General features: G+C 58.8%; 28 protein-coding genes. 4 read left to right on the forward strand and 24 right to left on the reverse strand.

Going from position 1 to position 19,261, the window contains the following annotated elements; all coding sequences use genetic code 11:
* Positions 1 to 3 precede the first annotated feature (3 nt).
* From ABIC80_RS18435 to ABIC80_RS18550, 24 genes are all read right to left on the reverse strand, one after another.
* Positions 4 to 285, reverse strand: a complete 282-nt coding sequence (locus ABIC80_RS18435; protein WP_429178128.1) for a phage tail assembly protein — start codon at positions 283 to 285, stop codon at positions 4 to 6.
* Positions 286 to 347: 62 nt separating this feature from the next.
* Positions 348 to 866, reverse strand: a complete 519-nt coding sequence (locus ABIC80_RS18440) for a phage major tail tube protein (protein ID WP_023480575.1) — start codon at positions 864 to 866, stop codon at positions 348 to 350.
* Positions 867 to 877: 11 nt separating this feature from the next.
* Positions 878 to 2,059, reverse strand: coding sequence for a phage tail sheath protein (locus ABIC80_RS18445; protein ID WP_429178129.1), 1,182 nt, complete (start codon positions 2,057 to 2,059; stop codon positions 878 to 880).
* Positions 2,060 to 2,188: 129 nt separating this feature from the next.
* Entirely contained in the window at positions 2,189 to 2,599 is a 411-nt protein-coding gene (locus tag ABIC80_RS18450; protein ID WP_429178131.1) for a tail fiber assembly protein, read from the reverse strand.
* 1 nt (position 2,600) lies between these two features.
* Positions 2,601 to 3,761: a phage tail protein gene (locus tag ABIC80_RS18455; RefSeq protein WP_429178160.1), complete on the reverse strand. Its 1,161-nt coding sequence runs from the start codon at positions 3,759 to 3,761 to the stop codon at positions 2,601 to 2,603.
* Between the two features lie 201 nt (positions 3,762 to 3,962).
* Positions 3,963 to 4,559 (reverse strand): tail fiber assembly protein, encoded by a 597-nt coding sequence (locus ABIC80_RS18460; RefSeq protein ID WP_429178133.1) that lies wholly within the window; start codon positions 4,557 to 4,559, stop codon positions 3,963 to 3,965.
* Positions 4,559 to 5,662, reverse strand: a complete 1,104-nt coding sequence (locus ABIC80_RS18465; protein WP_429178135.1) for a phage tail protein — start codon at positions 5,660 to 5,662, stop codon at positions 4,559 to 4,561. Before ABIC80_RS18465 ends, ABIC80_RS18460 begins: the two co-directional genes overlap by 1 nt.
* A 151-nt stretch (positions 5,663 to 5,813) precedes the next feature.
* Positions 5,814 to 6,776, reverse strand: coding sequence for a phage tail protein (locus ABIC80_RS18470; protein WP_429178137.1), 963 nt, complete (start codon positions 6,774 to 6,776; stop codon positions 5,814 to 5,816).
* A 142-nt stretch (positions 6,777 to 6,918) separates the two neighbouring features.
* Positions 6,919 to 7,530: a phage tail protein I gene (locus ABIC80_RS18475; protein ID WP_042713141.1), complete on the reverse strand. Its 612-nt coding sequence runs from the start codon at positions 7,528 to 7,530 to the stop codon at positions 6,919 to 6,921.
* Entirely contained in the window at positions 7,523 to 8,431 is a 909-nt protein-coding gene (locus ABIC80_RS18480) for a baseplate assembly protein (protein ID WP_076769064.1), read from the reverse strand. The genes ABIC80_RS18475 and ABIC80_RS18480 overlap by 8 nt, the downstream gene beginning before the upstream one ends.
* Before the next feature lie 4 nt (positions 8,432 to 8,435).
* Positions 8,436 to 8,783 carry a GPW/gp25 family protein gene (locus tag ABIC80_RS18485; RefSeq protein ID WP_023480652.1) on the reverse strand — a complete coding sequence of 116 codons (348 nt, stop codon included), beginning with the start codon at positions 8,781 to 8,783 and terminating at the stop codon, positions 8,436 to 8,438.
* Positions 8,780 to 9,415 carry a phage baseplate assembly protein V gene (locus ABIC80_RS18490; RefSeq protein ID WP_312605035.1) on the reverse strand — a complete coding sequence of 212 codons (636 nt, stop codon included), beginning with the start codon at positions 9,413 to 9,415 and terminating at the stop codon, positions 8,780 to 8,782. The genes ABIC80_RS18485 and ABIC80_RS18490 overlap by 4 nt, the downstream gene beginning before the upstream one ends.
* A 94-nt stretch (positions 9,416 to 9,509) precedes the next feature.
* Positions 9,510 to 9,977 (reverse strand): phage tail protein, encoded by a 468-nt coding sequence (locus ABIC80_RS18495; protein ID WP_288876933.1) that lies wholly within the window; start codon positions 9,975 to 9,977, stop codon positions 9,510 to 9,512.
* The gene (gene lysC / locus ABIC80_RS18500) at positions 9,940 to 10,185 is read right to left on the reverse strand and encodes an Rz1-like lysis system protein LysC (RefSeq protein ID WP_232045289.1); all 246 of its coding nucleotides are present in this window, start codon (positions 10,183 to 10,185) and stop codon (positions 9,940 to 9,942) included. The genes ABIC80_RS18495 and lysC overlap by 38 nt, the downstream gene beginning before the upstream one ends.
* Positions 10,073 to 10,504 (reverse strand): Rz-like lysis system protein LysB, encoded by a 432-nt coding sequence (gene lysB / locus ABIC80_RS18505; protein ID WP_429178139.1) that lies wholly within the window; start codon positions 10,502 to 10,504, stop codon positions 10,073 to 10,075. Before lysB ends, lysC begins: the two co-directional genes overlap by 113 nt.
* Positions 10,501 to 11,010 (reverse strand): lysozyme, encoded by a 510-nt coding sequence (locus ABIC80_RS18510; protein WP_042713136.1) that lies wholly within the window; start codon positions 11,008 to 11,010, stop codon positions 10,501 to 10,503. The genes lysB and ABIC80_RS18510 overlap by 4 nt, the downstream gene beginning before the upstream one ends.
* A complete protein-coding gene (locus ABIC80_RS18515) occupies positions 10,994 to 11,215 on the reverse strand; it encodes an HP1 family phage holin (protein ID WP_429178141.1) in 222 nt (73 codons plus the stop codon). Before ABIC80_RS18515 ends, ABIC80_RS18510 begins: the two co-directional genes overlap by 17 nt.
* Complete coding sequence (locus ABIC80_RS18520; RefSeq protein ID WP_042713143.1) at positions 11,206 to 11,409, reverse strand: tail protein X; 204 nt, start codon at positions 11,407 to 11,409, stop codon at positions 11,206 to 11,208. The genes ABIC80_RS18515 and ABIC80_RS18520 overlap by 10 nt, the downstream gene beginning before the upstream one ends.
* Before the next feature lie 197 nt (positions 11,410 to 11,606).
* Entirely contained in the window at positions 11,607 to 11,792 is a 186-nt protein-coding gene (locus ABIC80_RS18525) for a hypothetical protein (RefSeq protein WP_023480627.1), read from the reverse strand.
* Between the two features lie 89 nt (positions 11,793 to 11,881).
* Positions 11,882 to 13,921, reverse strand: a complete 2,040-nt coding sequence (locus ABIC80_RS18530; protein ID WP_429178143.1) for a replication endonuclease — start codon at positions 13,919 to 13,921, stop codon at positions 11,882 to 11,884.
* The gene (locus tag ABIC80_RS18535; RefSeq protein WP_023480592.1) at positions 13,922 to 14,143 is read right to left on the reverse strand and encodes a TraR/DksA C4-type zinc finger protein; all 222 of its coding nucleotides are present in this window, start codon (positions 14,141 to 14,143) and stop codon (positions 13,922 to 13,924) included.
* Positions 14,143 to 14,370 carry a DUF2732 family protein gene (locus tag ABIC80_RS18540; RefSeq protein WP_042713134.1) on the reverse strand — a complete coding sequence of 76 codons (228 nt, stop codon included), beginning with the start codon at positions 14,368 to 14,370 and terminating at the stop codon, positions 14,143 to 14,145. Before ABIC80_RS18540 ends, ABIC80_RS18535 begins: the two co-directional genes overlap by 1 nt.
* 66 nt (positions 14,371 to 14,436) lie before the next feature.
* Positions 14,437 to 14,775 (reverse strand): DUF5347 domain-containing protein, encoded by a 339-nt coding sequence (locus ABIC80_RS18545; protein WP_094421649.1) that lies wholly within the window; start codon positions 14,773 to 14,775, stop codon positions 14,437 to 14,439.
* 38 nt (positions 14,776 to 14,813) lie between these two features.
* Positions 14,814 to 15,182 carry a hypothetical protein gene (locus tag ABIC80_RS18550; protein ID WP_042713132.1) on the reverse strand — a complete coding sequence of 123 codons (369 nt, stop codon included), beginning with the start codon at positions 15,180 to 15,182 and terminating at the stop codon, positions 14,814 to 14,816.
* A gap of 115 nt (positions 15,183 to 15,297) precedes the next feature.
* Here ABIC80_RS18550 and ABIC80_RS18555 point away from each other — a divergent pair, with 115 nt between their 5' ends.
* The 4 genes from ABIC80_RS18555 to ABIC80_RS18570 all read left to right on the forward strand — a co-directional run bounded on the left by ABIC80_RS18555 (position 15,298) and on the right by ABIC80_RS18570 (position 19,230).
* On the forward strand, positions 15,298 to 16,143 hold the full coding sequence (locus ABIC80_RS18555; protein WP_094421647.1) for a helix-turn-helix domain-containing protein: 846 nt from the start codon (positions 15,298 to 15,300) through the stop codon (positions 16,141 to 16,143).
* A gap of 6 nt (positions 16,144 to 16,149) precedes the next feature.
* The gene (locus tag ABIC80_RS18560) at positions 16,150 to 17,199 is read left to right on the forward strand and encodes a site-specific integrase (RefSeq protein WP_346441328.1); all 1,050 of its coding nucleotides are present in this window, start codon (positions 16,150 to 16,152) and stop codon (positions 17,197 to 17,199) included.
* A gap of 174 nt (positions 17,200 to 17,373) precedes the next feature.
* Positions 17,374 to 17,841 carry a DUF2946 domain-containing protein gene (locus ABIC80_RS18565; RefSeq protein WP_429178144.1) on the forward strand — a complete coding sequence of 156 codons (468 nt, stop codon included), beginning with the start codon at positions 17,374 to 17,376 and terminating at the stop codon, positions 17,839 to 17,841.
* 60 nt (positions 17,842 to 17,901) lie between these two features.
* Positions 17,902 to 19,230 carry a PepSY-associated TM helix domain-containing protein gene (locus ABIC80_RS18570; protein ID WP_429178145.1) on the forward strand — a complete coding sequence of 443 codons (1,329 nt, stop codon included), beginning with the start codon at positions 17,902 to 17,904 and terminating at the stop codon, positions 19,228 to 19,230.
* Positions 19,231 to 19,261: the final 31 nt, after the last annotated feature.

Genomic DNA, 19,261 nt, shown 5'->3' on the forward strand with positions numbered 1-19,261 from the left:
AAGTTACTGTGCCGAAGCCGGTGACAAAAAACCGACCACCTTGCCCGCCAGCGCAACTATATCGACCAGGTCGAGAGCGCCTACTTCCTGCTCCGTCAGCGACGGGGAGGTGATGCGCGGCAGCACTTTGATCAGTGCGTCGACATCGGCGTTCGCCACCGACGCCAGGCTCAATCCGCGCAGCGTACCGGCGTTGGGTTTCATCAGCGTCACGCTGTTAATCAGCTGCTCACCGCGCTTAATCGGCGTTTCCAGGGTAATCACGTTGTCAGTTTCGTTGCTCATGGCATCCTCACTCTCTTCTTCGCGGGAAAAGGTACCCGGCCAGCAGGCTGACCGGGCGGTTGTTACAGGCCGATGTTACGGCGGTGCTGCTCAAGGCGATCGACGCCGTTCACTTTCTCCACCATGTTGACGGTGTCGATTTCCACCAGCTCCTTGCCATCCATCGTCAGCTTGAAGTAGCTGCAGACCACGGAGATTTTGGACTCGGTATCTTCGCCCGGCTTGTTCTCACCGGTGTCGATCTCTTTCTGACGACCACGCATCACCACTTCAACGGCAACCGTCTCGCCGGTGTCGTCGCGCTGGTAGGAACCGGCAAAGCGAATCGGAACCGCATCTGCGGTGGTGGCACCATAGAGTTCCCAGATGGCAGCATCCGGGAAGCCGCCCAGCGACCACTCCATCGACAGGGCTTCGTCATCGAGACCCATATCAATCGGTGCCACGCCGTTCATGCCTGCGCCACGGTAGTTCTCCAGCTTGCGGGTCAGCTTCGGCAGCGTGATGGATTTGGCGATCCCCTGATAGCTAAAGCCATTGAGGAACACGTTCATATATTTAAGTTTTCGCGGCATTGCCATCTATCTGTTCCTTACTTGCTGTTAACTGAGGAGACCAGGTTCGCCAGATACTTATCCGTGATGCGCTGGCGCAGGGTCAGGTTTTCCAGAGGCGGCACCGGCGTATAGTCGTAATTGATATAGAGCTTGCCCGCCTTCAGCGATACGGCGTCGTTAGCCTCTTCATCGAACCAGCAGGTGGCATCGATGATGTAGCCGTTGCTTTTCAGTTCGCGGAATTTAGCATTGATGCCGTCGATGATGTCGCGAATCAGCGATGCGGTGATCGGTTTGTCCACCGCCCACATATGCGCATCAGCCATGGTGTCGGCAATCACCTGCGCGGTACGGGTGTAGTTTTCAAACAGGAACAGCGGATCGTCGGAGCAGGTGCGGTTGCCCCAGAAACGGAAGCCATCTTTGCGAATCAGCGTGGTGACGCCCGCTTCGTTCAGCAGATCGGCATCGGTGCCCGACTCCTGCAGATCCCAGAACACCGGGGTGCTGATGCCGGTAACGCCATTGACGCCGACATTGGAGAGGGTTTTATGCCAGCCGGCGGACTGGTCGATCGCCGCACGCAGACCCAGCGCGCGAGCCGTCGAGTAAGCGACAGAAGAGCTGTTGCTGGCGGTATCCCAGGCGAGGAAATCTGGCCAGATGACCATCAGTTCGCGCTGGCTGAAGTTCTCGCGATACTTGATCGCTTCAGAAATGGTTTTGCAGCCCCAGGCGCTGACATAACCGAAGGCGCGCAGCTTCTGGCAGATCGGTGCCAGCGCGGTAGCGACTTCGAGGCTATCAAGACCCGGTACGCCGAGAATGCGCGGTTTCACACCGGTCACCGCTTCGGCGGTCAGCAGCGCTTTCAGGCCGGTATATTTACCATTTTCGTCGGTGGTGCCGATGATGTTGGAGAGGGTCTGCGCCTTGGCATCCTCACCGCTGCCTTCGGCAACGCGAACAACAATAATCACCGGTTTCGCCTGGTCAGCAATCGCCTGCAGCGAAGCCGCCAGCGTGCCTTGTTTGCCCGCTTTGGCAATCGCGCTCTGCACGTTGGTGATCAGAACCGGTTCATTGAGGGGGAACATCCCCGCGTCTGCATCGCTGGCGGTACAAACCATGCCGACAATGGCCGTTGAGACTGTGGAAATGACGCGCGTGCCATCGTTGATTTCGACGACCTGAACGCCATGATGATAATCACTCATCCGTTTAACTCCGTGGTGTTGGGGTGAGTGCTATTTTCGAGTGTGGCGTCGCGGCGCGCTATTTGTCCGGGTTGGAGAGAGGCTGATACAACAGCGGGAATTAAAAAAACGGGCCGCAGCCCGTTTGATTTACGCTGGCTTTGCCGGCCAGTCCTGATTCTCTTGCGTCACTTTGCTCAGGTCATAGCGATATTTTTGCCATGCGACAAGCCTGAGCTTATCAGCATCATCAATGTAACCGCCGTCCAGTGCATCTTTCATTGGGGCGATACTCTGGCTGGCCTCTGCCAATAAGCGGTTTTTGTTTGCAGAAAAGATGGCAGCTTTTTGCTCCGCCGTCAGGGGAGGCGTATCTGCCCAGGCTGGCAGCCCGTCCGTGCCTGCGACCCGCTGCTTGCCCGTAGGTTCTTTTGAGAAGAGGATAAAAGCCTCATCTTCCACGCCTGTCGCATCGTCAGGCAACGTTCCGCACTGCTTATAACGCTCGCTATCCGCAGCCAGATAAAATGCGTTAGTCGTTGGGCTATATAAATAATTCATATCAAAATCCTATGGCCAGCCATGTTGAATGAATGTTTGATGTTGGTGATGTGACACCGCTGAGCACTTTTGCAGCGCCCACAGTGAAAGTGGATAAGCTTGCCGGATGGGCCTGCACAATTTCGGCGCTGGATGTATCGTTTGGGTCGGATGAAATCAGTGCCGTACAAAATTTACTGGGGAACGCCAGCGGTAAATTTACTTTTTGCCCATCAGAGATGACCGTTTTTCCCCACTGCAGCATCAAACCTCCCGGCAATTTTTGATAGCCCAAATCGTTCAGGTAGGCGGTGAAACTACTCATATCCGGAATCTGTCCCGAAGCCGTGCCTACATCTTTAGTTGCGGCAGTTTGTAGCTCTAAATTTGAACGGGCTTCGGAGGCCGTTTTACCCCCCGTTCCGCCAGCAGCAATGGCCAGAGGGATAACATTATTGCCTGCAAAAGCACCCCATGTATGGTCATTAAAAATGGAAATTGCACTACCTAAGTCGGGAGCGGTGATGCCGGTATAAGTACTGTTTCCCTCTATACGTTTAGCCAGCGTCAATCCCAGATTCTTAAGAACGTCCGCAAGCAATCCCGCCTCAGTCATCTCTCTCAGAGCGTTGGCAATCAGCGGGTACTGCTTGTGTGGGTTTGCCGCATCAATATGCTCTTTCATCTGGTTATCGGTGTAGGCTTTTACCTCAATAACCTTGTCGTCGACATACTTGCGCGTCGCGAGCACCACCGCCGGATCAATTTTCAGGCTTACCGCCGAGGTTGCGGAGACCACCAGCGCCATACGCAGGGTTTGCGTGCGGGCGCTGCCCTCCAGCAGAAGCGGTTTATACGTCTCCGGGCAGTTGGCAACAGCAATCAGCGTGCCATCGGCGTCATAAAGGCCGATTTCGCGGATCCAGAAACCGCCTTCGTTCTCGGGGATGACCTGTTCGGCGATAATCTGATTCGCGTCACCAGGGTCGACGAAGAGCATATTCAGTGGCGCAATACGTTTCTGGTTAACCAGCTTCGTTTGTGCAGGATCAGGGGTAGGCAGGCTGCCGTTACCGTCGCCGGTGGCCATATGGGTCAGCTTCAGCTGCGTGCCGAGCGCGGTGGCGTTGGCAAGCTTCGCGGCACCCTGGTTAGTCAGAATGGCAAAATATTTCATAGTCAGGCGTTCACTCTCAGTTAGCGATTGAGTAAACGCTATTGTCGTGGTCAGTTTGGGGAAGGTGCTATCGAATGCGGTTGGCTGCCAGGCGGGACAACCCAACGGAAAAGGCCTGATGGCGACGTCGCCTTATCAGGCCTGGGGATGTTGTAGGCCGGGTAAACGCAGTGCCACCCGGCAAAACGGGCCGCAGCCCGTCATCTTTTATTGCGGCTGTTCAGGCCAGGCGATATCGGGCGCAGTCTTCGTGTCGACCTTCTGCAGCGCCTGAATATAACGCATCCAGACGATGAGTTGCGCTTTATCATCATCGCTGATGATGCCGAGTTGCAGTTCGGTCTGCCACAGGCTGATGGTATTTTTCGCCTTGTTGAGCAGATGGGTCTTAGTCTGCTCTGCCAGCGTGATTTGCGCGGCCTGCTGTGCGACCTCATCCGTTACCCAGCCGCTGCCATTCCAGACATCATAGGGTGTGGCGGGGGCAAGCGGAGTGACATCATCCGGGTAATCGCCCAGCTGCGCCAGCGTCTTTTTCTCGCCAGTGATTTTGTCATACACCTCGCTGCCGCGGTAGTCGGGGGCATACTCCCAGCCATCCAGCGCTGCGTTGCGGCGCACCGCAAAACCCGCTTTCGCCGCTAAAGGCTCATCAAGCGCTGAGTTCGCCGGAATACCGACGCCGACGGCAAGATACTCGACGGTGCTGCCAAGGTACTCGCGGCTCAACGCGTCAAAGTTATAGACGGTGACAGTGCCCGCCTGGCTGGCCAGGTGGTTTTCGTTCAAAATTGCGGTGGTCATTATGCGGCTCTCACGATGTAGTTAAAGGCGATGTTGCGTGGACGGGTGCTGCCATAGCCTCCGGCAAACCCGCCGGCATCCATATCAATTGCGGCATCCTGGGTGACAAAAAGCGCATTCATCACATTTGCATAATCGCTTTTCATCACAGGGTCTAATCCGAAGTCACTCCTGGCAGTGGCCACGTTGTCATTGGCATGAATTGGGCTTGCCAGGTTTACCGAGCTGAGTGAAGGATCGTTGATATTAATGGTCCCTTTCTGCCAGCTTAGTAACGCACGTGCAGGATCCACTCCGCGCCCAGCGTCCCAACCGCGAATAAACTCCCCGCGCAGATCCGGCACTAAACCGGCCGGGTAAGCTGCACCCAGGCGCGGAAACTTTGTTTTGTCGAACGTGGCGCCGTTGCAGATGAGCCAGCCTAACGGTGGCTCCGCGAGCGGCCAGGCGATCGGCGCGCCTACCGGCAGAATGTAGACATCACTTGCCACAACGTCGTGCACATATTTGCTATTGGCAATTTGCTGACCGTAGTTACCGATCGGCATATCCGGAACCTTCGGAATGCCTGTAAAGGTTGGGCTGGCGAGCGGCGCATATTGCGGGTGTGGATTGGCGGCCTTAAGGTGGTTATCAAGTAGCTCATCAGCGTATTGGCGGGTAGCCAGTACCACCGACGGGTCAATTTTCAGCGTCACCGCCGCCGTTGAGGAGACCACCACCACCATACGAATGGTCTGTGTGCGTCCGCTACCCTCCTGCAACTGCGGTTTATAGGTTTCCGGGCAGTTCGCCACCGCAATCAGTACGCCAGCATCGTCATAGAGGCCAATTTCACGGATCCAGAAGCCACCTTCGGTTTCCGGAATCACCTGTTCAGCAACAATTTGGCTGCTATTTTTTTGGTCAATCGAGAGCCGGTTTAACGGCGCGATACGCTTCTGGTTAATCAGTTGGGTTTGCGCCGGATCGGGCGTAGGTAGCTGGCCATTGGCATCGCCGACGGCCATCTGCGTCAGGTTGATTTGCGTGCCCAGCGCGGCAGCATTTGCAAGCTTTGCCGCCCCCAGGTTAGTCAAAATAGCGAAATATTTTGCGGTCATGCATACGCTCTCAGGTTGTTTGTTGAGAAGTGAACGATGGCGATATTTTCCGTTCAGCCGCAGACAAACACCATTGAGGGGCGTTGGTTGCGAACTCACACAACAGGGTGGGCAAAAAAAACGGGCGATGCCCGTTGGGATATAGAGAGGATTACGCTGCTCTGACGATGTAGTTAAAGGCGACGTTGCGCGGTCGGGTTTCATTCCCACCCGGAATCTGAAACGCATCTGCAGAAGGACTATTTACCGCCTGGCTAATCCCGCTGGTATAGATCGGGTTCATACCGCTTTGCAATGCAAAAACTGTCGTTGAACCTGTTCCCGCTCCTGGGCCCAGATATTTAAGCGTGAATTTTTTTATCTCATCAGCCTGACTGGTTAACAGGGCACGCCCGCTATCCACTGCGCGCCCATCATCCCAGCCGCGAATAAACTCGCCGCGCAGATCGGGCAAATTGCCGGAAGGAAAGAGGGCCGCCAGCTTTGGATACTGCCCTTTATTAAAGGCCGCGCCGTTGCATTTAAGCCAGCCGGCGGGAGGAGTGGCGGATGGGTAGGGCAGCGGCACACCGACTGGCGTGAAGGTGGCGATATCGGCAATCTGTAGATACTGCGGATGGGGATTCGCCGCCTTCAGATGCCCGGCCAGCAGATCGTCGGCATATTTACGCGTCGCCAGCACCACCGACGGATCGATTTTCAACGTTACGGCTGCCGTTGAGGAGACGACCACCACCATGCGAATGGTCTGCGTGCGTCCACTGCCTTCCTGCAACTGCGGTTTGTAGGTCTCCGGGCAGTTCGCCACCGCAATCAAGACCCCTTCGTCATCGAACAGACCCAGCTCGCGGATCCAGTACCCGCCCTCATTCTCCGGGATAATCTGCTCCGCAACGATCTGGCTTGGGTTCTCCGGGTCGACCGACAGCGTATTGAGCGGTGCGATACGCGTCTGATTAATGAGCCGGGTTTGCGCCGCGTCCGGTACCGGCAGCGTGCCGTTACCATCGCCGATGGCCAGCTGCGTCAGGTTAAGCGTCGTGCCGAGCGCGGTGGCGTTCGCCAGCTTTGCCGCGCCCTGATTGGTTAAAATCGCGAAATATTTTACAGACATGGGATTCTCTCAGGTTTGTTGAGCAGTGAACGGTAGGGATATTTTCCGTTCAGCACCTGGCGGAGGCCACGCGGCGGCGTTGGTCTGAGGGGCACACAACAGGGTAGATAAAAAAAACGGGCCGTAGCCCGAAGGGGGAGGATTAAACCGTGATAGTGAGGCTATCAATCAGGTGGATCGCCGATGCCGCATAGCTTTCGCCGCCGACAACAATCTCTTCCGGGCTGTAAGGGTAGACCGTCAGCTCCTCGCCAAGGTAGCAGGCCGCGCCAACGTAGCACTCGCCCTGGCTGCTGAGGCTGATATTCAGCTCCGTCAAATGGCGGCTTGCCGGTTTGGCATCGTTAATCAGCCGCTCCAGCTCCTGGTACGTCTCCTCGGTAATGCCGTTCTCCTGGACGCCGATCACTAGCCGGAAGGTGCCGGGTTCGGCGTTATCCTGCCACCACTCGCGCAGCTCAATCAGGAAGCCAAGCGGCTCAACCACCCGGTGAATGGCGCTGCGCGTCCCTTTATGTTGATGGACGAAAAAGGAGGAGGCGATCACCTTACGTTTGGTCGCTTCCGGCCAGTTAAAATCCCAGCGGTCAACGGAGAGCGCCCAGGCGAGATAGGGCAGCAGCTCGGCCGGGCAGGTTAGCGGATCCCACAGCGTGCGCAGCGGCACCGGTACGCGTTCAATCTGCGCCGCCGCGTGTGCTGTCGCCACCTCAAGAACCGATGAGCCAACAGGCAACAGACGGTCGTCACTCATCGGTACCTCCGGTGGTGATTTTCCACGCCGTACACCAGGAGGCCTGGCTCTGATCGAGCACAATATCTTGCTGCGGTGCGTTCAACACCACCCGCTGCACGCCCTCAACGTGGAGCGCTGCGTAGATTGCCGACAGGCGAATATCGCGCCCCAGTCGGCGCTGGGCAGTGATATAGGCTTTCAGCTTCTGCTCAGCCGCCTGGCGAATCGGCTCCGATTCAGGTCCGGGATAGAGAAAAAGCGTGGCATCAATCTGGTAGGGCACAATTTTAGCGCTCTGTACCGTCACGCGATCGCCGACCGGGCGCACATCCTCCGCGTTAAGCGCTTTATCGATAATCGCCAGCAGTTCAGGGCTGGCGGTACCGTCGCCTTCGCGGGAGAGCACAGAGATGGTGACGCAGGCGGGGGATGGGCTGACGGCAGAGATATCCGCTACGCGACCATCGGCGCTGCGGCCGTGATACTCATACGCACCCACCGGCCCGGCCACGCTTAGCCCTTCAAAAGCCTGCTGTGCGCGCAGGCGTAAATCCGTATCGGACTCCATTACTGCCGGCGTGGGCGGTATCGTGCTCTCATCAGCAGGGGCGATCACCAGCCGCGCGGTGTTGCTGTTCGCCGCGATGGCATCGAGATCGCTGCGGGAGGCATACGCCAGCATCACCGCGCGGGCCGCTTCGTTGACGCGCTGGCGCCAGATCACTTCGCGGTAAGCATTCTCTTCGAGAAACTTGGTCAGCGGCTCGGACTCCAGCGCCAGCGTACGGGCGATGGCCTCCTGCTGATCGGCGGGAAAGAGTGAAACAAGGGTCGTTTTGCGCTCATCCAGGATGCGCTCATAATCCAGCGCCTCGACAACATCGGGCGCGGGCAGTTGGCTCAGATCGATAATCGGCATGGTATCAACTCACAGGAAGGGTTAAAGAGAGGGACTCGCCGGTGCTGGCAAGCTGACCGGTCAGATTGACCACCATCTTGCCGTCGAACTGACGTTCGGCCGTCACCGCGCTGAGGGTGATGCGCGGCTCCCATTGCAGCAGCGCCATATAGCAGGCCACCTGAATTTGCAGCGCCAGCGCCGGGGTCTGCGGCTGATCGAGCATATCGAACAGCAGCGAACCGTAATCGCGGCGCATCACGCGCGAGCCCACCGGCGTGCGCAGAATATCGCTGATACTCTGGCGAATATGGTCGACGTCGGTGAGGCTGCGCCCGCTGGTGCGATCGAGGCCGAAATAACGTGCTGTCATAAAGGTGCTCCTGTGGTGCCGCCGCTGTCGCCGGGGTGTTGGTGGCTATGCAGCACTTTGCCGTTCGAGGTGAGCGAGCCGCCGCTGTGCGTCACATTGCCGCTCATGGTGCCGCCTTTTTGCACCTCCAGCGTGGCGGTGATCAGCTTATTGGTGCAGACCACTTCCGGCGTATCGAGGGTGATGCGCGTAGACGCTTTCACCAGCACTTGCGGCACGCTGGCGGTAATCGACTCGGACGCGGTGATATCGGCGGTTTTAATGCCGCTCACCTTCAGCGCGCTGGTCTGCGGTTCATATTCAAACACCGCGCCATCCGGGAAGGTGACGTGCCAGGCGTCCGCCGAAGCGGAGGGGGCCGGATAATCGTTGGCATAAATCCCCGGCATCACAAAGGCGGTCTCCAGCTCGCCGCCGACGGCGAGCAACAACACCTGCTCATCGACGGAGGGCGCCCACCAGCTGCGCGAACGCCCGGCGCGGTGGGTTAACCACTGCAGCCAGTCGGTCACCATACCGCCGGTCTGCACCCGGCAGCGCCCGGCTTTCAGGTCGACCTCAACGATAATTCCGGTGCGGATCATATTGCGAAGCTGGCGGGCCAGCTCGTGAAGCGAAAGTTGTCTGTTCATAAGCGAAATGATGCTATGCGTCCCCGGTTTTGAAAATTGAACAAGGCTGTCCGGCTTTTGGCACAACGCAGCCCGTGGCGTAGGGTGCAGGCGATCACGCCTGCCAGCGGCTCACCAGCTCGCCGTTGATATAGAGCTCTTTCGGGCGGGTGACGAAGGCCGGCGGCAGCGGCTCCGGCAGCGTCTCGGCGATAAGCGTCCCGTTGAGCTCTTTCACCTGGGTGCGCTCGGTCAGTTGCAGCACCATCGTCACATCCTGGGTACCGTCGGCGTTGGTCAGCAGCGTCCAGCTAAAGCCGCCTTTCTGCCCCGCCTCGACGGAGAGAATGTCGGGCTGGTTATCGCGCAGCCACGCCATCACCGGCACAAACAGCGTGTCGATATCGCCGCCAAAACCGGTGATGGTGACGTTGAGGCTGAACTGTTTTTCAAACGATAAGGAGCTGGCGAGCGTGGCGATATTGCTGCCTTTATCGACCCACAGGCGCAGCATCGAGGGGGTATCGTGCAGCGCCGGAACGGCGTTAATCAGGGCGCTGCGCAGAGAGTTGGGTTTTAGCATTGATCTCATCCTGGCAATGTTTAAGGGTTTCAACTTGCAGCGCGCACTGCACCAGCGCGTGCTCAAGCTGGCGGATATCGGCGCTCAAATCGCCGTTAGTTTGCGGCGCGCTTGCCGGCATCGGGCAGAGGCTGACCTGCGGGCAGCTGTTGTAGACAATGAGCGGCGGAGGGGCAGGCGGGGCGCTGGTGCACCCGGCGCACAGCATCAGGTAACTCAGTGCGATACCAGTGGCGAAAAGCCTCGTTCTCATTTAATAACCTCGCGATCGCGTTTTCTCGTTGCAGCGCCTGCGCGCTGGCGGCATCGATCTGCTGGCGCAGCGTGACCTGCGCCTGCTGGTTCTTTGCCGCCAGTTCGGCGGTGGCGTTGAGGGCGGTTTTAAGGCGCGTCAGCGTGGCGTTCTGCTCCCGCGTCAGCTGCTGCGCGTTGGCTAAAGAGGCACGCAGAGCGTGGTTTTGCTCAAACAACCACAGCCCGGTCAGCGTCGCCAGGAGCGCTATTACCACCACCAGGCGGGCACTCATTTCACCCCCTGCAGGCACCGGTCGCGCTCGCGCTGGCGGCGGTTTTCCAGCCCGCGGTTGCGTACGCCATCGACATAGACCCAGCGCGGCAGCTGATCGCAGGCCTGCTTCCACGCCTTCTGGCGCAGGTGCCAGGCAAGCGTTGAGGCGCACGCCGCGCCGCTGCCGACGTTAAAGGTAAAACTGACTACCGCGTCATAGACCGGTTGCGGCATCTCCACCGGCACGCAGTGCGCCAGGCGGCGCTCAACGTTCAGCACGTCGGCAACCAGGTTGACGGCGGCCTCTTTTTCGCTGATATCGCGCGTGGGAATCACTTTCGCCGTGTGGCCAATCCCCGAGGTCCAGACTCCCGCGCTGCACTGATAGGGGCGCAGACGGCAGCCTTCGAGATCGGTAATCAGCGCCAGCCCCGCCTGCGAGGTGTGCAGCAGATGAAAATCGGGCAGCAGCAGCGCCAGCGCCAGCACGGCCGCCGCGCTACAGCGTTTAACGGGTAAGCCCATTGACCACCTCCTGGCTCACCGCGCAGGATTTGAGGAACAGATAGCTTTTACGGCGGTAATACCAGTTCACGCCGACGGTCATGGCGACGCCGAGCGCGCCGAAGTAAGCAGCAAAGTCTTGTGGCGTCATGGCGCCAAAAAAGGTCAGGGCGACGCTAATCCAGTAGGCCAGCGACGAGCTGATTCTCTCGATACTTATGCCCATAGATTTACCGTCTCCTGCATGGCCTGGACCGCGACATCGGGCAGGGTGATGGCGGTGCCATGCGGGAGAACCACCCCCAGCTCGGCAAGACCAGGATTGGCGGCCAGCACGCGTTCGACGACGCCCGCCGTTCGCCCGTAGTAGCGCAGACAGATCAGATCGAGGGTGTCGCCCTGTTGTGTTATCGCATTCATCGTTTTGCGTCTCTTACCATCCGGAAGGTTTTTTCCATGGTTAAGTTTCCGCAACAGAGAGGCTAAGGGCTATGGCCTGGTGCTGGCGCGTGGCTGGTACAACAACGGGGAGGAAAAAGCGACGCACCGGGCGAGGGAAACGCTAGCCGGTGCGTAAGAGTACGGTAAAGAGAGTGGCCGGAATGGCGTTCGGCGGGCTATTCGGCTTTGTAATAAATATCCTCATCATCGGGAGTCGTGTTCTCGCTCTCTGCCAGATCCGCGATCAGGCTTAAGGCCAGCTTCAGGTCGGAAGGCTTGCAGTTGGCGATAAGCGACACCTCGGCAATGAATTGCACGCATGCCCATTTGTGCTGAGTCTTATTTAGTCGTTCAAAGACCATGAATTCCTCTCATGAATTCTCTTACTGTATGTATATACAGTATCATAGGCTGGATATTTATGGGAAGCGAAGATTATTTTGTCTAATCACTATGTCGCTGATAAAAAAACAGTATTGTGAAGTGACAAATATTCTGACCATCTATTGCTTGCCAAAAAGTCATTATTCTTAATGATGTTGAGATCGGTTTTTAACCTCCCGTTTCGTTCACTGAGGATCCCTTCCCGCAGCCGGCGGGTGAGTTGCCGCCGTTCATAATTCGTTAGCGGTTTACCTGGCTCGCAGGGCGTACAGTTATTGACAGAACTCCAAGCGGGCGCAGCCGCGCCCTGAAAAACCGCCGCCGCGCGCTTCGGCACAATGGTCCACTTCTTCAGACGCGTCAGCACCGGCGAACCGCTGCCGATTACCGTGTCATACACGCCGCGAATACGAACGGTCGGTTCGCCGTACTGGTTAAACTCCTCCTCTGCCTGATAAAGGGTGCGTACCTGCAGATCGTCACGGCGCACGAACGGGCCGCCCTGAGCATTAACGTAGCCAGCCCAGTCGCCGTTATCGGCGGCATCGTGCACCTCGGCGAACTCAACGCTCAGCCCTTTGGCCGTGGCGCTGTCGGCCATCTTGCGTAACTCCCGGTAGACGGTGACCGGCGCGCCGCCGACAAACTGAAACTGGCGGATATGCCAGCGCGCCGCCCAGGCGGAGACCGCGCAGGCGCTCTCTTTCAGCGGCGCGTCCGTTTCGTGGTCGGTTTCATTCTCCAGCGCGTAGCCGTCGATATTCTTGGCGATATACTTCGCCACATACCCCGTCGCGCTCCCCTTTTGCGCATCGATCGCTTCGGCATGAAAACGGGCTTTCCGCGCCTTGTCGCTGCGCAGCTCCTCGCTATCTTGCTGGTGGGCAAAATCACGCAGGATTTCGCGCACTTTCTCTCTCTCCTGCGGCTGCATAAACAGCAGCAGATGCCAGTGTGGGGTGCCATCGTGATGCGGCTCCGCAACGCGAATACCAAAAATGCGCAGGCCATCGCGGTGCAGCCTGGCGCGAATGCGCGCCCACAGACGAGTGAAGTAGCCCTGGGTTTGCGCCGGGCTGGCGCCGTTCCATTTCAGGTTGCGATGCCCGGTATGGGAGGTGGCATGAAAGGCGGCAGGCGCGGTCAGCGTGTAAAACTCGCCGACGTAGCCAAGGGATTGACAGATAGTTTCAAAGCCGCGAATGCGCGTCATCAGCTCGCAGCGGCGGATCGCCGGGTTGGCTATCGACCCGTCATGCTTATCAATCAGGCTGATGCGGTTTCCCTCTTCATCCTCCAGCTCCATACTTTTGAGAAAGGCCCGGTGGCGGCGCTTCTGCTCCCGCCACGTGGTAATGCAGTCCCGGCTGGCGTAGGGCTGCGTTTTACGGCTCACCACGCCCAGCGCGATGTGCAGATGTTCGCGCCACTGGGCGGCGGCACGGCGAAGATGGCCACGCCACCACTGCTCGCTGAAAAGACGGATCACCGCCGGGGCGAGATCCTCCGCGCAGACGCGGTGTTGCGTCACGCGCTGCCAGTGCGGTGGGGTGACGTTAAATTGCAAGGCGATAAGAGCAGCGTGGTGATACCAGCGGTGCAGGGTTTTCAGCTCGGTCTGCTCATCGGCATCAATATCCGCCAGCTCGCCGCGGATAAAGTGGGCGATATCTTCCGCCAGCCGGTCAACGCTGGCCCGGTTGCAGTCCGCGAGCTGGTTATAGCGGTTAACCAAATCGACCAGCCGGCCAGCCAGCGCCTGCTGGAAAGCGGTATCAAAATGGCCAGTGAATACCGCCTTTGAGACGCGTGATTGCAGACCATCGATCTGGTAGCGGGCATTCACTGCTTTCAGACGTGGCAGCGTTTGCCTGGCGAAGCGCAGCAGAAAGGCGTGCGCCCGCGCCGCGCCATGCGCCTTTTCCAGCGCTTGCTCTGTGCGGCTGATGGAGAGGCGTACGCAGGTGGGTTGGAGCGCCAGTGCGTGACGCGCCTGCAGCACCGCCGCAATATGCTGATTGCGGCGGTGCTGTTCGGCGTGGGTCAGGTAGGGGCTGGCGATAGCACAGCGCGGCGCGTTCCAGGGATAAGCCAGGCTAACAGCCACTTATGTTCTCCTGAAGTGCTTATCTTTCAGTTCGGCGATCTGCTGGCAGCTGACGCAGCAGGTCACGCCCGGCAGCGCCATGCGACGCGCCTCGGGGATCGGCATGTCGCAGCATTCGCAGGTTAAGCGGGAAGGGAGGAGTAAACGGCGGCGGGCGTGCAGGATATGCCGCTCGCGCTCCTCCATTTCGCGTTGTTGAACGCCATCCATTTCATCGGCCATCAGTGCAGCTCCAGCGCCTGGTTATCAATATGGGTCGCCTCCTGGCGCAACAGCTCAGCGGCGTCGCTCCAGTCGAGGCGCTGGGAGGCAATAAAGCTCGCCAGCGTAGCAAGGCGGGCAGAAACGGCACCGGCGCAGCGCAGGCGTTCGTTATTGCGGGCTTCAGCCAGCAGCAGCGTGACTTCATCGCCGCTGCGGGCGGGGGAGGGGATTGCGGTCTTTCTCATGGTAACTCTCCTGATTTTGGGCAAAGGGATGCCCGACGGGTTGACGTCCTGGGTTGAAAGTTGGGGTTAAAGCGGCATGGTTAGCCGTTTCGGAAACAGGCTGACAACGACGCGAAAGTGGTTCATGGCGGCGATCAGCGCGCGCTTCTCCTCGAGATTGAGTTGATGCGGGTCAAGCGCCTGGCGAGCGGTGGGGACGCGGGCGAGAAAGAAGATCGCCGCCAGCGCCCGGGCATTTGCCTCATACTGCTCGTCGCGTCTGTCGCGCATATCGTCGATAAAGCGCGCCACCTCGTTCCAGCTGTCGCCCCAGTGGCGACCGCGAAGCTCGCTGATGTGGTTTAACCCGGTAAGCCGCTGGCCGGCACTCAGCGGTGCGCTGGCGGCAGGTGAGGTGATCGCCATAGATCCTCCTGCGTGAGCGTGAACTCGCAAATGCAAAATTAACCGAATGAGGTGGCGGAGCGCCGGTCGATGTAACGGCAGTCGATAGCCTGCTGCGTTAATTTATCGCGCCAGGCTTTAACGTTAATCAGCGTGCGGCTGCGTTTACCGGCGTCGGTATGCTCGCGGGTCGGCGCTTTCAGCAGCACCCCTTCATCCAGCCACTGCCACACCAGACGCTCGCTGATACCGCGCATTGCGGCAAAATCCTTCACCGTCATCGCATCGGACATCGCCGAGCGGATCAGGGTTTGCAGCGCCGGTAGCAGGGCGGACATCAGCTCATCCATCTGTCCATGCGAAAAGGTGCTGAATTGCATTTGAGAGCCGGATAACGGATGCGACGGCATTGATTTTGCATCTGACATATCGCATTATCTCCTGTTGTTTGAAATGTAGTGCACTGCTGTGCATTTTGGTCGATGAACAGCAATATAAATCGCAAATGCGATTATGTAAATCACTTTTTCGATGTTGGTGTCCATGAGTGAAAACAAGATGAGTGTTCAGGATGTGGTGGATCGCATTGCGTCGTCCTACTCCGTATCCAGTCAGAAAGCGCTTGCCGAGGCGCTGGATGTGCCGGCGAACAATATCAGCAGCTGGATCCAGCGGGAAAGCGTGCCCTATAAAGCGGTGGTCAAATGCGCGCTGGATACCGGCGCGGATCTGCACTGGCTGGTAAACGGTGAGTTTGCAAATGCGAATCTGGTTGAGAAGCCGCAGGTAAAAGGCAAGGCATTGTATGAGGAGATCCTCTCGGCGGGCGGACGCCCGGTACTGCGGCGTATCCTTGATGCCTATGGCTTCCAGATGCAAAAGGATCTGGGCGATTTGCTCGATATCTCTTCAGGCACCATCAGCACCTGGGTGCGCCGCGACTTCTTCCCCGGTGATGTGGTCGTCACCTGCGCGCTGGATACCGGCGTCTCCCTGAAGTGGCTGGCAACCGGGCAGGGAGAGATGTACCCGGCACCGGCTGCTGCGCAGAACGATGCAGTTATTACTATTCCGAAATTCCGCCATGAGTCTGGCGAGCTGAAAGAGGCGGGCGTCTGGGTATTGGATCCGTCGCTGGCACCTGCCGCTACCGATAGCCTGCGCTTTATTGACGGGCTGCATGCCGGCTGGCTGGTGGATACCGCTGCGCAGAAGATTGGTAACGGGCGCTGGGTGATTGCCATTGATGATGCGCTGGATGTCTTTGATGTCGTGCGCTTGCCCGGCGGCAAAGTGCGCCTGAGCAATAACGCGGTCGATTTTGAGTGTGGCGTAGCGGAGATCGCGCCGTTCGGCGTGGTGCTCTTTACGCTGGAAAAGCATGTGTAAGCGGCAATGACGGTCAGCAAACAGAAGAGCGGGAAGTGGCTCTGCGAAGTCTATCCGCAGGGGCGCGACGGGCGGCGCATCCGCAAACAGTTCGCCACCAAAGGCGAAGCGGAAGCCTTTGAGGCGTGGGCGAAGCGGGAAGCGGAAGAGAAACCCTGGCTCGGCGAGAAGGCTGACCGCCGCCGCTTAAGCGAGCTGATTGCGCTGTGGTACAAGCTGCACGGTCAGTCGCTGGCGGCGAGCAAATCGCGGCTGGCGAAGCTGGAGATTGTCTGCCGCGGGCTGGGCGATCCCATCGCCGCGCAGCTGACGGCGAAAGCCTGGGCGCACTACCGTGATAAGCGCCTGAGCGGTGAGATCGACAATGGCTACACGCCAGACCCGGCAAAGTGGAAAGTGAAGCCCATCACCGTCAACCGCGAGCAGCACTACCTTAGCGCGGTGTTTAATGAACTCACGCGGCTGGGCGAGTGGTCGCTGCCCAATCCGCTGGAGAGCGTGCGGCCGTTTCGCGAAAAAGAGCGCGAGATGAGCTGGCTGACGCAGGCGCAGATCGCCGAACTGCTGGCGGCCTGTGTTCGTTTCGGCAATGTCGATTTAACGCGGGTGGTGAAAATTTGTCTCGCCACCGGCGCGCGCTGGCGCGAAGCCGAATCCCTCACCCGCACGCAACTGTCACCCAATAAGCTCACCTTTGTTAAAACCAAAGGCGGCAGGAACCGCACCGTGCCGATCCCGCAGTGGCTGTTCGACGAGCTGGCTCCGCTCGAGGGAGCGCTCTTTCAGCCCTGTTATGCCGACTTTACCCGCATGCTGGCCACCACCTCCCTGGCCCTTGCCGAGGGGCAGAAAACCCACGTTCTGCGCCACACCTTCGCCTCGCACTTTATGATGAATGGCGGCAATATCCTCGTGCTGCAACGCATCCTTGGCCATGCCAATATTCGTGAAACTATGCGTTATGCCCACTTCGCTCCCGATCACCTCGAAGAGGCGGTGACGCTCAACCCGCTGGCGGCGTTTAATGGCGGCAACGTGGCGGCAGAAGATGCATAACCCTGCATTTCACTGCACTTAACTTGCCTGGCGTGCCCGAAAAATAAGGGCGCAGGGCAGATGGCGTGGTGGGGCCTGCAAAAGCGGCTTAACTAACTTATCTGGCCCTTTTACGCCGCGCCGTTTTGCCTCTTCGGGTAAAATGATTAACCTTCTGGTGATGTTTAATTTACAATGCCGCTTCGACCTGAAGGAGACGCGGTGAAGCACGTTTTTCATCATACGAGAGCCCAACGCTCAGCCCTGTGGCTGGCGCTGTTTGCGATCCTGCTGATCCTTGTTGCTCCTCTTATCTCTACCGCGCTGCAAAAAGATCCGATGAGCGCGATGCCCGGTATGCATCATGAGATAAGTATGCCGATGCCCGCGCAGAGCGATCATGCCCACCACGATCGTTCACACCATGAGATGTCGCAGCCAGAGAGCCCGCCGCCTGCCATGCCGCTCGATCACGCTGAAGCGTGTGGTTACTGTGTGCTGCTGGCCCATGTTCCCGGCCTGATTTTCCTGCTTGTTCTGCTGCTGCTGGGACGCGTGCTGCGCGTGACCTGCCCGCCTGCCCGCACGCGCCCTCGGCTGTGGCACTTTATCCCCTGGCTTTGGCCGGACACCCGCGCGCCGCCATCTTCACGCTTTTCCTGACCCCAAAATAGTGTTCCGCCTGCGCGGAATGGCACACCTTTGCGCTTTTTGAGGAAAAGTATGACTTCCTGCACCCCTCGCGCGGCGTGGCTTAATCTGCTGCGACGCCTGCATTTCTATATTGGTCTGTTTGTCGGCCCGTTTATCTTTATCGCTGCGCTGAGCGGCACGCTCTACGTTGCCACGCCGCAACTGGAGAACTGGCTCTATCACGATGCGCTGTATGGCGTGGAGAGCGGCGAGCGGCAACCGCTGGCTGACCAGCTTCGCGTCGCCGAACAGGTGACGGGCGGCCATCTACGCTTGCAGGCCGTGCGGCCTGGCCTGAGCGATAGCGAGACGACACGGGTGATGTTTGCTGACCCGCAGCTTGGCGTCTCGGAGAGCCGGGCGATTTTTGTCGATCCGGTGACGCTACAGGTGAAAGGGGATATGACCGTTTACGGCACCAGCGGTATTTTGCCGCTGCGCCAGTGGATTGATTACCTGCACCGCTCGCTGCTGCTGGGTGATACCGGCAGGCTCTACAGTGAGCTGGCGGCGTCGTGGATGTGGATCGCCGCGCTCGGCGGCATTGCGCTGTGGTTTTTTACCCGGCCGAAGCGGCGCATCAATAACAGCGTGCAGAACCATCGCCGCCTGCACGTCACGCTTGGCTGGCTGCTGCTGGCCGGGATGCTGCTCTTCTCCGCCACCGGCCTGACCTGGTCGCAGTGGGCGGGCGGCAACGTCGATAAACTGCGCGCTGCATTTAACTGGATGACGCCGCAGGTGAATACTCAGCTTCAGGGCGAAGCCGCAACGGCCGATCCACACGCTGAGCACCATATGAATCACGAAGGGATGGCGATGCCCGACATGACGCTTAACCCGGCGCAACTTGACGCGGTGCTTGCCCGCGCGCAGGCGGCCGGGATCGCGGCGAAGAAAATTGAAATCCGCCCGCCGCGCGATATGGAGCACGCATGGACGGTTACGGAGATTGATCGCCGCTGGCCGACGCAGGTAGATGCGGTCGCCATAGCGGGGAGTTCGCTGGCAGTGATCGATCACGTGCACTTCGCCGATTTCCCGTTAATGGCGAAGCTGACACGCTGGGGCGTCGATTTCCATATGGGCGTGCTGTTCGGCATCTTAAATCAGCTGGTGCTGATCGCCTTTGGCAGCGCGCTGTGTGTGATGATTATCGTCGGCTATCGTTTGTGGTGGATCCGCCGCCCGGCGGCGAGCGAGACGCTGCTCCATGCCTGGCTGCAACTGCCTGTTGTGGGCCGCTGTGTGGTGCCGATCATCGCCCTGCTGCTGGGGTTGGCAATGCCGGTCATGGGCGGCAGCTTACTGCTGTTTATGCTGGTCGATGCCCTGCGCTGGCAGCGGAAAACGCAGTAGGTTCGCGCGGCGTAAAGTGCCAGAGGCTGCT

The sequence above is a fragment of the Kosakonia sp. 1610 genome, assembly GCF_050435845.1.
Lineage (GTDB): Bacteria > Pseudomonadota > Gammaproteobacteria > Enterobacterales > Enterobacteriaceae > Kosakonia > Kosakonia cowanii.